Annotated in this window: 12 protein-coding genes and 1 riboswitch; of the genes, 6 read left to right on the plus strand and 6 right to left on the minus strand. The window is 60.0% G+C overall.

Annotation, left to right across the window (positions count from 1 at the left end):
* Window positions 1–67 precede the first annotated feature (67 nt).
* Complete coding sequence (gene thiD, locus FHW76_RS02960; protein WP_008804064.1) at window positions 68–868, minus strand: bifunctional hydroxymethylpyrimidine kinase/phosphomethylpyrimidine kinase; 801 nt, start codon at window positions 866–868, stop codon at window positions 68–70.
* Window positions 865–1,638, minus strand: coding sequence for a hydroxyethylthiazole kinase (gene thiM / locus FHW76_RS02965; RefSeq protein ID WP_012967567.1), 774 nt, complete (start codon window positions 1,636–1,638; stop codon window positions 865–867). Before thiM ends, thiD begins: the two co-directional genes overlap by 4 nt.
* Before the next feature lie 34 nt (window positions 1,639–1,672).
* Window positions 1,673–1,770, minus strand: a riboswitch (TPP riboswitch).
* A gap of 230 nt (window positions 1,771–2,000) precedes the next feature.
* Here thiM and FHW76_RS02970 point away from each other — a divergent pair.
* Complete coding sequence (locus tag FHW76_RS02970) at window positions 2,001–3,977, plus strand: alkyl/aryl-sulfatase (RefSeq protein WP_049157332.1); 1,977 nt, start codon at window positions 2,001–2,003, stop codon at window positions 3,975–3,977.
* A gap of 67 nt (window positions 3,978–4,044) precedes the next feature.
* On the opposite strand, the gene FHW76_RS02975 is transcribed toward FHW76_RS02970, so the two are convergent.
* On the minus strand, window positions 4,045–4,680 hold the full coding sequence (locus tag FHW76_RS02975; protein ID WP_008804061.1) for a helix-turn-helix domain-containing protein: 636 nt from the start codon (window positions 4,678–4,680) through the stop codon (window positions 4,045–4,047).
* A 203-nt stretch (window positions 4,681–4,883) separates the two neighbouring features.
* On the opposite strand from FHW76_RS02975, the gene FHW76_RS02980 reads away from it, so the two are divergent.
* Entirely contained in the window at window positions 4,884–6,860 is a 1,977-nt protein-coding gene (locus FHW76_RS02980) for an alkyl/aryl-sulfatase (RefSeq protein ID WP_064165944.1), read from the plus strand.
* Between the two features lie 82 nt (window positions 6,861–6,942).
* Here FHW76_RS02980 and FHW76_RS02985 read toward each other — a convergent pair whose 3' ends face one another.
* Window positions 6,943–7,869: a LysR family transcriptional regulator gene (locus FHW76_RS02985; RefSeq protein WP_117407221.1), complete on the minus strand. Its 927-nt coding sequence runs from the start codon at window positions 7,867–7,869 to the stop codon at window positions 6,943–6,945.
* 120 nt (window positions 7,870–7,989) lie between these two features.
* Between FHW76_RS02985 and FHW76_RS02990 the strand changes: the two genes are divergently transcribed.
* Together FHW76_RS02990 and FHW76_RS02995 are read left to right on the plus strand one after the other, a co-directional pair.
* Window positions 7,990–9,801, plus strand: coding sequence for an adenine deaminase (locus tag FHW76_RS02990; protein WP_048271925.1), 1,812 nt, complete (start codon window positions 7,990–7,992; stop codon window positions 9,799–9,801).
* 2 nt (window positions 9,802–9,803) lie between these two features.
* Window positions 9,804–11,147, plus strand: a complete 1,344-nt coding sequence (locus tag FHW76_RS02995) for an NCS2 family permease (protein ID WP_183476202.1) — start codon at window positions 9,804–9,806, stop codon at window positions 11,145–11,147.
* Here the strand turns inward: FHW76_RS02995 and FHW76_RS03000 are convergent.
* Entirely contained in the window at window positions 11,137–12,036 is a 900-nt protein-coding gene (locus FHW76_RS03000; RefSeq protein WP_023323022.1) for a LysR family transcriptional regulator, read from the minus strand. The genes FHW76_RS02995 and FHW76_RS03000 overlap by 11 nt on opposite strands.
* 183 nt (window positions 12,037–12,219) lie before the next feature.
* Between FHW76_RS03000 and FHW76_RS03005 the strand changes: the two genes are divergently transcribed.
* Both FHW76_RS03005 and FHW76_RS03010 read left to right on the plus strand, forming a co-directional pair.
* A complete protein-coding gene (locus tag FHW76_RS03005) occupies window positions 12,220–12,537 on the plus strand; it encodes an RcnB family protein (RefSeq protein ID WP_002912749.1) in 318 nt (105 codons plus the stop codon).
* A complete protein-coding gene (locus tag FHW76_RS03010) occupies window positions 12,512–12,973 on the plus strand; it encodes a GNAT family N-acetyltransferase (protein ID WP_022064805.1) in 462 nt (153 codons plus the stop codon). The genes FHW76_RS03005 and FHW76_RS03010 overlap by 26 nt, the downstream gene beginning before the upstream one ends.
* Here the strand turns inward: FHW76_RS03010 and apbC are convergent.
* Window positions 12,970–14,079, minus strand: coding sequence for an iron-sulfur cluster carrier protein ApbC (apbC, locus tag FHW76_RS03015; protein ID WP_008804054.1), 1,110 nt, complete (start codon window positions 14,077–14,079; stop codon window positions 12,970–12,972). The two genes, FHW76_RS03010 and apbC, sit on opposite strands and share 4 nt — an antisense overlap.
* Between the last annotated feature and the right edge of the window lie 39 nt (window positions 14,080–14,118).

Raw genomic sequence — 14,118 nt, forward strand, 5'->3', positions numbered from 1 at the left:
ACTTAGCCTATTTTCCAGCCGGGGGGCCATTTTTTCAGGAGATTCTGCTGTCCCGTTGCGCTGCCATTTACCACCAGGCGTGGAAATGGTGCACCGGCCCGATGCCGTGGCCCACTTCCAGAGAGTCGGCCTGCGCCAGGGCCGCCGACAGCCAGGCCTTCGCCTCGGCGACGGTGGCCGCCCAGTCCGCATGACGGGGGCGCAGCGCCGCCAGCGCGGCGGAGAGCGTGCAGCCGGTGCCGTGGGTATTTTTGGTCTGCACGCGAGGCGTGGTAAACCGCTGTTCCCCTTCGCGGGTGAAGAGCCAGTCCGGGCTTTCGGCGTCGTCGAGATGGCCGCCCTTCATTAATACCGCGCCGCAGCCCAGCGCCAGCAACGCCCGCCCCTGCTCCAGCATCTCGCGCTCGGTGCGCGCATGGGGGGCATCGAGTAGCGCGGCCGCTTCCGGCAGGTTCGGGGTGATCAATGACACCTGCGGCAACAATCGTTGACGCAGGGTCTCCACCGCCGAGGCCGACAGCAGCGGATCGCCGCTTTTCGCCAGCATGACGGTATCCAGCACCACGTTGGCCACCCGGTAGCGCGCCAGCCGCTCGGCCACGGCTTCCACAATATCGGTCTCCGCCAGCATGCCGATTTTGGTGGTATCGATACGCACATCGCTGAACACCGAGTCGAGCTGCGCGGCCACAAAATCCGGTTCGATGCGATAGACCGACTGCACGCCGCGGGTATTCTGCGCCACCAGGGCGGTGATCACCGAGCAGCCATAGGCCCCCAGCGCGGAGAAGGTTTTCAGATCGGCCTGGATACCGGCCCCACCGCTGGGATCGGTGCCGGCGATGGTCAGGGCGTTGATGCGTTTCATCCCTGCACCTCCTGATACAGCGCGTCGAGAAACGCCGGAATAAAGCTGCCAGGGCCTCCCTGACGGGCGGCGATCTCCCCGGCCTGCTTCATCAGCCCGCAGGCGGCGGCCACGTTTTCCAGCCGGTCTCCCGGCAGCGCCGCGCTCGCCGCCACCACCGCCGACAGCGCGCAGCCGGTGCCCACCACCCGGGTCATCAGCGGATTACCCCCCGCCACGCTGAGCACCCGCTCGCCGTCGGTGACGTAGTCCACCTCGCCAGTGACCGCCACCACGGTAGCCAGCCGGCGAGCCAGCGCCTGGGCCGCCGGCAGCGCCGCGGCGGCCGTATCGGTGGTATCCACCCCGCGCCCGCCGGCGCTCATCCCGGCCAGCGCCAGAATTTCAGAGGCATTGCCGCGAATGGCCGCCGGCTGGAGGGCCAGCAGCTCATGACAAAAGGCCGTGCGCACGGTCAGGGCGCCGACCGCCACCGGATCCAGCGTCCAGGGCCTGCCGGCCTGACGGGCGTGCTCCACCGCGGCGCGCATCGCCACGGCGCGATCTTCGGTCAGGGTACCGACGTTAATTAACAGCGCATCGGCGATAGCGGCAAACTGCGCCGCTTCGCGGGGATCGATCACCATCGCCGGCGAGGCGCCGACGGCCAGCAGAACATTGGCGGTAAAGGTCTGCACCACATCATTGGTCATGCAGTGCACAAGGGGGGAATGGGCGCGCAGCAGATGGCGCAGGTGCGCGACAGGCGCGGGATTCAGCAGCTCAGGCATGGTTTGCTCCCGCCAGACGAGGTAGAAGCAATGACCCTGCGGTCTCTGACTTCCCTACGCTGGCATTATCCAGATCAGGTGGTACGGGTATTTCTCAGCCTTCAACGAAGAAGGGCACCCCGAGTCATAAAAGCGGTACAACATTTTCAGTCAGCAGGGTACGAAATGTGGCGGTGTAACACAAGCCGACCTGATTTCTTTTCCCGTTTATGTAAGTACTACAAAAGGAGTAAAACACGCATTTTTTGTAAGCAAAACTGGATGAATGTTAATGCATGGTTATATTTAAAAAACCTGTAACAAACAACCACCTGCGTTAAATCGGTAAAACCGAATAAACCATGCCATTAATGAGGATTCCAATGAAATTGACCCCGATAGTAAAAGGGTTAGCGTTAGCGGGTTTGTTAAATAGTCTCGCTTTCGCCGCCTCGGCGGACACGTCAGCCAAAGAGGCGACCGAAGCGACCAAAAAAGCGAACGATGCCCTCTACAATCAACTCCCCTTCTCCGATAACACCGATTTCACCAATGCGCATAAAGGCTTTATTGCCGCCCTGCCGCCGGAAGTCATTAAAGGCGAACAAGGCAATGTCATCTGGGATCCGGGCCAGTATGCCTTCATTAAAGAAGGGGAAAAAGCGCCGGAGACGGTGAACCCGAGTTTGTGGCGCCAGTCGCAGCTGATTAACATCAGCGGCCTGTTTGAAGTGACCGACGGGGTCTACCAGATCCGCAACCTCGATCTCTCCAATATGACAATTATTGAGGGTAAAGAGGGGATCACCGTCGTTGACCCGCTGGTCTCGGCAGAAACCGCCAAAGTGGGCATGGACCTGTATTACAAAAACCGCGGTAAAAAACCGGTCGTCGCGGTGATCTACACCCACAGCCACGTTGACCACTACGGCGGCGTGCGCGGTGTGGTTGATGAAGCGGATGTGAAGTCCGGCAAAGTGAAAATCTACGCGCCGGCCGGCTTTATGGAAGCTGCCGTGGCGGAAAACATCATGGCCGGGAACGTCATGAGTCGCCGCGCCAGTTATATGTACGGCAACCTGCTGAAGCCAGATGCCAAAGGCCAGGTGGGCGCCGGGCTGGGCACCACCACCTCTGCGGGTACCGTCACCCTGATTGCGCCAACCAATATTATTGACAAGGACGGCCAGAAAGAGGTGATCGACGGCCTGACCTACGACTTTATGCTGGCGCCGGGCTCCGAAGCGCCGTCAGAAATGCTGTGGTATATCGAAGAGAAGAAACTGATCGAATCCGCAGAAGACGTCACCCATACCCTGCATAACACCTACTCGCTGCGCGGGGCGAAGATCCGTGAACCGCTGCCGTGGTCGAAATATATCAACCAGGCGATCGTTCGCTGGGGCGATAAGGCTGAGATCATTATGGCTCAGCACCACTGGCCGACCTGGGGCAACGAAAACGTGGTTAACCTGCTGAAGAGCCAGCGTGATCTGTATCGTTACATCAACGACCAGACCCTGCGGATGGCTAACGAAGGCCTGACCCGCGATGAAATCGCCGCTAACTTTAAGCTACCGGACAGTCTGGCCAACACCTGGGCTAACCGCGGCTACTACGGCTCGGTCAGCCACGATGTGAAAGCCACCTACGTGCTGTATCTCGGCTGGTTCGATGGCAACCCGGCGACCCTCGACGAACTGCCGCCGGAAGAAGCGGCGAAGAAATTCGTCGATTATATGGGCGGCGCGGATGCGATCCTGAAGAAAGCGAAAGAAGATTACGACCAGGGTAACTACCGCTGGGTCGCCCAGGTGGTCAGCAAAATTGTCTTCGCCGACCCCAACAACCAGCAGGCGCGTAATCTGGAAGCCGATGCCCTGGAGCAGTTAGGCTATCAGGCGGAATCCGGCCCGTGGCGTAACTTCTACCTCACCGGCGCCCAGGAGCTGCGTAACGGTGTGGTGAAAGGCCCGACCCCGAACACCGCCAGCCCGGACACCGTCCGCGCCATGACCCCGGAAATGTTCTTTGATTATCTGGCGGTCCATATCAATGGCGAAAAAGCGGGTAACGCGAAGTCGGTGTTCAATATCGATCTGGGCAATGACGGCGGTAAATATAAACTGGAACTGGAAAACGGCGTGCTGAACCACACCGCGAATGCGGAAGCGAAAGAGGCGGATGCCACCCTGACGCTGGATCGCGCCACCCTGAATAAAATCATTCTTAAAGAAGAGACCCTGAAGCAGGCGGAAGAGAAAGGGGAAGTTAAAATCAGCGGTAACGGGGCTAAACTCGATGAAATGCTGGGCTATATGGACAAGTTTGACTTCTGGTTTAACATCGTGACGCCGTAATGATCTGCTGACGGCTATCCTGAGTAACAAGGCGGCGATCCCGCCTTGTTACCCTTCTCAGCGTCGTTCAATAGTCCGCGGGCAGCGGGCGATCGATAGAGATAAGCTTGCCCCGTTTCATGGTGATGTATCCCCCCGCCTTTAAGTCCGCAAGCACGCGAAACACATGGGTGCGCGAAAGATTGGTACGCCTGATGATAAATAACGCCAGTCCCTCATTTTCGCCCTCATGGGTGTGCTGTCGATAAAGATAGCGATATAACATCGGGCGAATCGTCTGATAGCTGGTCACCTGACGGCGTTCATTGTGCAGGTCGATGGTAAAGATACTCATGAACACCAGCACTTTCGCCAGCGCCTCAACGCGCTGCGGATGATTTTCAATAAACAGACGATCGAAGGCCGCGTAAGTGATTTTTCGCAGCGTCACCGGGCCACTGCCTGTATATTCAAATTTCGCCAGCGGGCAATACCGCTCCATCAGGCCAATCGGCATATACTCAATGGAATTACCGATACTCAAGCCATCATCCGGCATTAATATTGATAACGAACCCTCGGTACAAAAATAAATATAACCCGACTCCGGGCGCCATTTTTTATTAGCGGCGAGAATAATCTCTTCACCTTCCGTAACGATATCGGCAAAAAAGTCGGCTATGGCTAACGTCTTATAATAACTATGTATTTCCTGGAAATTCATCCTCTGCCCTCGCCTGCGCCGTTAGCAACAGTATAGCAGCCCTCGTCCGGCGAAGACGAGCGGATCCTTAAGCAATACCCTGTCAGTCCCATATGGGACTATTCAGCACAATATTTGTCTTTAGAATAAACCGCAAGCCATCCATTTTTAAAAACGGAAAATATTTCTTTATTTCCGCGGAATAAATTACCTGAGAGGTAGTCATGAAATTAAATCAGATAGCCAAAAATCTGGCGCTGGCCGGAATGTTATCGTCTTTGTCGATAACCGCCTTCGCCGCCGCGCCACAACAGGATGCCACACCGGCCACGCGTGAGGCGAATCAGGCGCTATACAACAAACTGCCGTTTGCGGATAAAACCGACTTTAACAACGCCCATCAGGGTTTTATCGCCCCCCTGCCGCCAGCGATGCTCAAAGGCGCACAGGGAAATATTATCTGGGATCCCGCCAAATATGATTTCGTCAAAGAAGGCGAAAAGGCGCCGGACACTGTTAATCCCAGCCTGTGGCGACAGTCACAATTACTCAATATCGGCGGCTTGTTCAAAGTTACCGACGGCGTTTACCAGATCCGTAATCTCGATCTTTCCAATATGACCATTATCGAAGGCAAAACCGGGATTACGGTCATCGACCCCTTGCTGAGCGCCGAACCGGCCAAAGAGGCTCTGGCGCTCTATTTTGCCCACCGGCCGAAAAAACCGGTGGTGGCGGTGCTGTTTACCCACAGCCATGTGGACCACTACGGCGGTATCCGTGGCGTAGTCGATGAAGCTGACGTGAAAGCCGGTAAAGTGAAGATTTACGCCCCTGCCGGCTTTATGGAGGAAGCGGTTTCCGAGAACATCATGGCCGGTACTGCGATGAGCCGCCGCGCCAGCTACATGTACGGCAACCTGCTGAAGCCGGACGCTAAGGGACAGGTCGGCGCCGGTCTCGGCACCACCACCTCGGCGGGTACCGTTACGCTGATCCCGCCGACCCACTACATTACCCATACCGGTCAGCAGGAAGTGATCGACGGTCTGACCTATGACTTTATGATGGCGCCGGGCTCGGAAGCGCCGTCGGAAATGCTGTGGTATGTCAAAGAGAAGAAAATGATCGAGGCGGCAGAGGATGTGACCCATACCCTGCACAACACTTACTCTCTGCGCGGCGCCAAAATCCGCGATCCGCTGGCGTGGTCGAAATACATCAACGCCGCCATCGACCGCTGGGGCAACGAGGCGGAAGTGATTATCGCTCAGCACCACTGGCCGACCTGGGGGAACGACAATATCGTGAAGCTGATGAAAGGTCAGCGCGATATGTATCGCTATATCAACGACCAGACCCTGCGTATGGCGAACTTAGGCATGACCCGCGATGAGATCGCCGCCAACTTCAAGCTGCCGGATTCGCTGGAGAAACAGTGGTCCAGCCGCGGCTACTACGGTTCCGTTAGCCACGATGTGAAAGCGACCTACGTCTTCTATCTCGGCTGGTTTGATGGCAACCCGGCCACCCTCGACGAGCTGCCGCCAGAACAGGCGGCGAAGAAGTTCGTGGAATATATGGGCGGCGCCGATGCCATCATGCAGAAAGCCAAAGCCGACTACCAGCAGGGGAACTACCGCTGGGTGGCCCAGGTGACCAGCAAAATCGTCTTCGCCGATCCTGACAATCAGCAGGCGCGTGATCTGGAAGCCGACGCCCTGGAGCAGCTCGGATATCAGGCGGAAGCCGGGACCTGGCGCAACTTCTACCTCACCGGCGCTCAGGAGCTGCGTAACGGCGTGCAGAAACTGCCGACGCCGAACACCGCCAGCCCGGATACCGTGCGGGCGATGACGCCAGAAATGTTCTTCGATTACCTCGGGGTGCATATCAACGGCGAAAAAGCCGGGGCAGCTAAAGCGGTCTTTAATATCGACCTGGGTAAAGACGGCGGCAAGTACAAACTGGAGCTGGAAAACGGCGTGCTTAACCATACCGCCAATGCGGTGGCGGACAATGCCGACGCCAGCATCTCGCTCAGCCGCGACACCCTGAATAAGATTATCCTCAAGCAGGAAACGCTGAAGCAGGCTGAAGCTCAGGGCAAGGTCAAGATTAGCGGTAATGGCGCTAAGCTCGACGAGATGCTGAGCTACATGGACACATTCGCCTTCTGGTTCAATATCGTCACACCGTAAGCGTTTAACGCGGACATCCCCCGTCGCCGGTCAGGCCGCGGGGGATTTTTTGATCCCCCCGCCACGATAATCAATGTGCGGATCAGGCATCAGCGCGACGCAATTCTCCCTGCAGCAGGGAAAAACAGGCTTCGATAAGCGGCGGCAGCGCCTGCGGGCCGCGCATCAGGGCCACCGTACGGGTCAGCGCCGGCTGCTGCAACTGGGCGACCTGGAGCGCCGGGTCCTGTAGATGGGTGGTGTACAGCGCCGGCAGAATGGCCACCGCTAAGCGCGAGCGCACCAGGCCATACAGGGTTTCGATATAGTCCACCTGGTAGCGGGTGGTCAGCGTCAGGCGATGGCTCTCCACTAATGCCGCCACCAGCCGTTGAATATTACCCTTCGAGAAGACGGCAATATCCCGCCCCACCAGCTGTTTCCACGGCAAGTGCGCCTGCGCGGCCAGCGGATCGTCACGGTGCAGCACCGCCACAAAGGGATCTTCGCGCAGCGGATAGACCAGCAGTTCAGCAGGCACTGAGCTGTCGATCGCCCCGATGCCGAAATCAATCTCGCCGCGCAGCAGCGCCTGGATAAGCGCATCGTTGGTCTGATCGTGAAATTCAATGCGCAGACGCGGAAAGGCCTGAGCCAGGGTCTGCGGCAGCAGCGGAAACAGCAGCGAACTGACCGACGGCACCAGACCGATGCGCACTGTCCCGTCGCCGCCCGCCTCGACGATCTGCTGCATATCGAAAAAGGCCGCCTGCGCTACGCTGAGGATCCGCTGGGCGTGGGGTAAAATCGCCGCCCCCAGTTCAGTCAGGGTGACCGCCGAAGCGGTACGGTTGACCAGCTTGCCGCCGAGCACCGTTTCAATTTGCCGCAGCGCGCTGCTCAGCGCCGGCTGGCTAATCGCCAGCCGACTGGCGGTATCGGTAAAATGGCGCAGCTGGGCCAGGGTGACGAAATACTGAAGCTGTTTAAGAGAGAGCGCGGGCAGACGCTGCCAGGGTTCGTTCATTATCGGGTTCGCTACGGTGGTCCTGCACAATAACCCGAGCTTATCGGGTGATAAATTTATTCATCTGGGCAAACGTTTGCTGTGCCCATAGAGTATCCGCATTATCCTTGTGCCGGAGTGGTTATGTCCAGCAATGCTCAAGTCCGTCGTCGCGCCGTGCAGGCCGCGCGCGGCGAATCCCCGTTTGATCTGCTGCTGGTCGAGGCGCAGATCGTCGATATGGCCACGGGCGAAATTCGCCCCGCTGACGTCGGTATCGTCGGCGAAATGATCGCCAGCGTCCACCCGCGCGGCAGCCGCGCCGACGCCCATGAAGTACGTTCCCTGGCCGGTGGCTACCTGTCCCCCGGCCTGATGGACACCCACGTACACCTCGAAAGCTCGCACCTGCCGCCGGAGCGCTACGCGGAAATCGTCCTCACCCAGGGCACCACCGCGGTGTTCTGGGATCCGCATGAGCTGGCCAACGTCCTCGGCGTCGAGGGCGTGCGCTACGCGGTTGACGCCAGCCGCCATCTGCCGCTGCAGGTGATGGTCGCCGCGCCGTCCAGCGTCCCCTCCACGCCAGGTCTCGAAATGTCCGGCGCCGATTTCGCCGGCGCGGAGATGGAGACCATGCTCGGCTGGCCGGAAGTACGCGGTGTGGCGGAAGTGATGGATATGCACGGCGTGCTGCACGGTAGCGAGCGGATGCAGGAGATTGTCCAGGCCGGTCTCAACAGCGGCAAACTGATTGAAGGCCACGCCCGCGGCCTGAGCGGCGCTGACCTGCAGGCCTACCTCGCCGCCGGCGTCACCTCCGATCATGAACTGACCTCGGCGGACGACGCGCTGGAAAAACTGCGCGCCGGTCTGACGATCGAGATCCGCGGCTCGCACCCCTATCTGCTGCCGGATATCGTCGCGGCGTTAAAAACGCTGCCGCACCTCTCCTCGCAAATCACCGTCTGCACCGATGACGTGCCGCCGGATATGCTGCTGGAGAAAGGCGGGATCATCGCCCTGCTTAACCTGCTGATCGAGCACGGTTTACCGGCGGTCGATGCGCTGCGATTCGCCACCCTCAACGCCGCTCTTCGCCTGCAGCGCCACGATCTCGGGCTGATTGCCGCCGGGCGGCGCGCGGATTTGGTGGTGTTTGATTCCCTGGAGAAACTGGTGGCCCGTGAAGTCTACGTTGGGGGGGAACGGCTGGCCCATGCCGGCCGCCTGCTGAAGCCGATCGCCCCCGCGCCGGGCGTGACGCCGCCGCGCGATACTTTGCCGATCGCCCCCCTCCGCGCCGATGACTTTGTTCTGCGCGTCCAGGGCATTCGTCACGGCGTCGCCCGCCTGCGTCATATCCGCGGCGCGCGCTTCACCCAGTGGGGCGAAGTGGAAGTGCAGGTTCGTGACGGGAAAGTCCAGCTGCCCGCCGGCTTCAGTCTGATCTGGGTTAAACACCGCCACGGCCGCCACGAGGCGACACCGCAAATCGCCCTGCTCGAAGGCTGGGGTGAGCTGCGCGGCGCCATCGCCACCAGCTACTCCCACGACTCGCACAATCTGGTGGTGCTCGGGCGCGACGCTGATGATATGGCGCTGGCGGCCAACCAGCTTATCGCCTCCGGCGGCGGGATGGCGCTGGCGCAACAGGGCGAGATCCTTGCCCATGTGGCAATGCCGATTGCCGGCATGCTGTCGGATCTCCCGGCCGCCGAACTGGCTCGTCAGTTCCGCGAGCTGCGCGATCTGAGCAGCCAAGTCGCCGACTGGGAGCCACCGTACCGGGTCTTCAAGGCCATTGAAGGAACCTGCCTTGCCTGTAACGCCGGGCCGCATTTAACCGATTTGGGTCTGACCGACGGCGGCAGCCGTCAGATAGTCGACCCGTTGATAGCCTGCCGGGAGACCCCGGAGCCAACCGATCACAACAATAATCCTCAGGGAGCCTGAGCATGGCCGATAACACACTTCACTCATCCGCCCGCGCTAACTGGCTGGAGCGCCGCTTTGCGCTGCGCTCGCGCGGCGGTACGCTACGCACTGAATGCCTGGCCGGGATCACCGGCTTTCTCGCCGCCGCCTATTTACTGGTGGTCATCCCGGGGCTGCTGGCGATCGGCGGGATGGACAAAGGCGCCGCCACCACCGGCACCATTCTGGTCTTCTTCGTCGGCTCTCTGCTGATGGCGTTTTATGCCAACCTGCCGTTTATCGTTGGCCCGGGGATTGGCGGCTCGGTGCTGGTGGGAGTGACGCTGGCCGGTAGCGAAGGGATTGGCTGGCAGACTGGCCTCGGGATTGCCTGCTGGTCGGGGATCCTCTTCTTCCTGCTGACCCGCTTTGGCCTGCGCGAAGTGGTCACCCGCTCGGTACCGCAGTCGATCAAGCTGGGGCTCACCGCCTCCATCGGCCTGTTTGTCGCCGTCCTCGGCTTTCGCAATGCCGGGCTGGTGCTGGCCAATGCGAAAACCAACGCGCTGATGCTCGGCGACTTTCTCGCCCCCGGCGCGCTGGTGGCGCTGTGCGGCCTGTTCCTGGCGATAGCCCTGCAGGCGCGTAAGGTTCCGGGCGCGATTTTGTGGGCCATTCTGTGCGCCACGCTGGTGGGCATCCCCTTCGGCGTCACCCATCTGCCGACAAGTTTTATCGACGTTCCCCATTCGCTAACCCCGGTGCTGGGGCAGGTTGATCTGCTGGGGGCGTTAAACATCGCCTTCCTGCCGTTCCTGTTCGTCTTTTTCGCCTCTGAGTTTTTCTCCACCATGGGGACGACGCTGGCGGTGGGCGGCGAGGCGGGGCTGCTGGATGAAGAAGGCAACATGCCGCAGATTAATCGCCCGTTTATGGTCGATTCGATTGCCGCCGCACTCGGCCCATGGGTGGGCATCCCGGCGGCGACGGCGCTGATTGAGTCTTCGGCGGCAGCGGAAGCCGGCGGCAAAACCGGCCTCACCGCCCTGTCGGCGGCGGTAATGTTCCTGCTGATGCTGCTGTTCACGCCGGTGGCGTTGATGATCCCGAAAGAAGCCACCGCCCCGGCGCTGATCCTGATTGGCCTCAACATGTTCAGCGGCCTGCGCAAAGTGGATCTTGGCAACTTCACCGACGGGCTGCCGGTGCTGATGATGGTGATGATTACGCTTATCGCCAACAGCTTCGGCACCGGGATTGCCGGCGGGCTGCTGTTTTACATTGTGATCAAGGCTATCGCCGGTAAGTGGCGGGAAATCCCGATTGGCCTGTGGGTGCTGGCTGTCCCGCTGGTGTATTACTTCGCGACCTTAGTCAGGCATTAAGCCCTTCACAATGTGATTTCACCTCTTCATATAACAAACGCACCGCGGCAGAGAGCTGTTTGCGGTGCGGGCAAATCAGATTCAACGGCACCACATCCCCCTGATAACGCGGCAGCAGGCGCCGCAGGCGCCCCGCCCGCAGATCGTCGCTGACGTCGAGCATCGATTTATAGGCAATGCCCTCCCCGGCCACCGCCAGCCGACGGATCACCTCGGCGTCGTCGCTCATCACCGTGCCGGAGACCTTCTGCTGCTGAACCACACCGTCGAGGCTCAGCGACCAGCGGTCGAACGGACGGCCGCGCAAAATGTAGATCAACGCATTGTGCTGGCTGAGCTCCTCGAGGGTCTGCGGTTCGCCGTGGCGGGCGATCCACTCAGGCGAGGCCACCAGCACCCGACGATTTTCCGGCGCCACCGGCAGCGAGATAAACGAGGCATCGTCGTTATTGCCATAGCGAAACGCGACGTCCACCGGATCTTTAAACACGTCGGTCAGCTGGTCGGAAAAGAGCAACCGCAAACGCAGCGCCGGGTGGCGTTGGCGGAAATCACGGAACAGGGTCAGGAGCAGGTTACGCCCGAGGTCCGACGGCACGGCAATCTGCAACATGCCGCGAACTTCATCGTCCGGGGTCTGGATCTTCTGCAGACCGGCCTCGAGGGTATCGAGCATCTGGGTGGCGTAGGGCAGCCAGGTCTCCCCCTCCGGCGTCAGACGCAGGCTGCGGGTCGAACGGGCAAACAGACGAATATTGAGGATCGTCTCCAGACGCTTAATCGCCGCGCTCACCTGCGCCGGCTGCTGTCCGGATTCACGCGCCGCATCGCTAAAACTGCCCAGTGCCGCGGCGCGGACAAATAAGGTCAGATCTTCCAGCCTGAACATGCCGATTCTCCCCTGCTTCAGATTGCTCCCAAAATACGCATCACCGTCGCTGCAACGCAAGCGGCGCAAGACTTGTGCCGTGTTTTGCTTACACTTTTTAAAAATCCAGTGCTTGCCATTTCAGCAACGCATCAGGAATGATACGAGGCTGCTAATTTGAGTCCAGGTAATATTGAGGAAATTATGCGTAAAACAAAAATGATGCTTCTGGGCGTACTTCTTGCCACCGCTGGCGCCAGCTGGACGGCTACTGCCGCGGGGATCGATCAGTATGCGCTGAAAGAGTTCACTGCCGATTTCACCCAGTTTCACATCGGCGACACCGTTCCGGCGATGTACCTCACCCCGGAATACAACATCAAACAGTGGCAGCAGCGTAACCTGCCTGCACCGGACGCCGGCAGCCACTGGACCTACATGGGCGGTAACTACGTGCTGATTACCGATACCGAAGGCAAAATCCTCAAAGTGTACGATGGCGAGATCTTCTATCATCGCTGATCCGCGCAACCTCCACGTCCGCCCCGGCGAGCCAGCGGACTCTCCGGCGCTGCGCCAGATCTTCCTGCGGGCGCGCAGTTTATCGTGGACCTGGCTTCCCGCCGCGGCGTGGCGGCTGGAGGATTTCGATGCCGCCACCGCGGATGAACAACTGTGGGTCGCGGAATGCGACGGCCAGCCGGTGGGCTTTGCCGCCGTATGGACCGCCGATAATTTCCTTCACCATCTGTTTGTCGACCCCGACTGGCAGGGCAAACATATCGGCAGCGCGCTGCTGGCGCAGGTCGAACAGAGCTTTACCGCCAGCGGAACGCTGAAATGCCTGATGGAAAATAAAAACGCCCTGCGCTTCTACCAGCGTCATGGCTGGACCATCGAAGCACAGGGCGCGTCGCCCGAGGGCAGATACTGGCTGATGCGCTCGCCGCGGCCTTAAACGGCGCGGAAGGCAATCTCACCCGGGATCACTTCTCCCTGCCAGTACATCTGGGCCGCCACCCGGCCCGCCAGCTGGCGGTAGATGTCGGTAAATTCGCTGTCCGGACGCGCCACCACCGTCGGCGTGCCGTTATCCAGATCTTCCCGCAGCGTAATATGCAGCGGCAGCTGACCCAGCAGCTGGGTGTGGTATTTCTCGGCCAGTTTTTGCGCGCCGCCGGTGCCGAAGATAGGCTCGTGGTGCCCGCAGTTGCTGCAGATATGCATGCTCATGTTTTCCACGATCCCCAGCACCGGCACTTCCACTTTCTCGAACATCACGATGCCTTTTTTGGCGTCGATCAGCGCGATGTCCTGCGGCGTGGTGACCACCACCGCACCGGTCACCGGAATGTTCTGCGCCAGGGTCAGCTGGATGTCGCCGGTGCCCGGCGGCATATCCAGCACCAGGTAATCAAGATCCGGCCACAGGGTCTCCTGCAGCATCTGCATCAGCGCCTTGCTGGCCATCGGACCACGCCAGACCATGGCGTTGTCGTCAGTCACCAGGTAGCCGATAGAGTTGGTGGCCAGGCCATACTTGATGATCGGCGCCATATGGGTGCCGTCCGGTGAGGTCGGGCGACTGTCTTCGGCGCCCAGCATGGTCGGAATCGACGGACCGTAGATATCGGCATCAAGAATGCCCACCTTCGCCCCTTCCGCCGCCAGGGCCAGCGCCAGGTTTACGGCAGTAGAAGATTTACCGACGCCGCCTTTGCCGGAGCTGATGGCGATAATGTTCTTCACGCCGTTGACCCCGGGCTGGTTTTTCACGCGCTTGAGGGTCGCGATGCTGTGGGTCAGCTTCCAGTCGATGGCCTTCGCGCCGGTGATGCGCAGCAGCTCGGCGCTGCACTGCTCTTTCAGCACTTCGAAGGCGCTGCTCCAGACGAACGGCATCTGCAGCTCAATATGAACGGTATCGTCCAGCCAGGCGACATGGTGCAGCGCCTTGAGGGCGGTGAGATTATGCTTCAGGGTTGGGTGCTGGAAATTGGCCAGCGTCCCGGCGACCATCGCACGTAGGCGCTCAGGGGATTTGGCCTGGGATTGCGAATTCATCCCGACTCCTTTGTTGTTTTGAGATGCTTTCAGTAATCA

The sequence above is a fragment of the Klebsiella sp. RC2 genome, from assembly GCF_014192815.1.
Classification (GTDB): Bacteria; Pseudomonadota; Gammaproteobacteria; order Enterobacterales; family Enterobacteriaceae; genus Klebsiella; species Klebsiella variicola.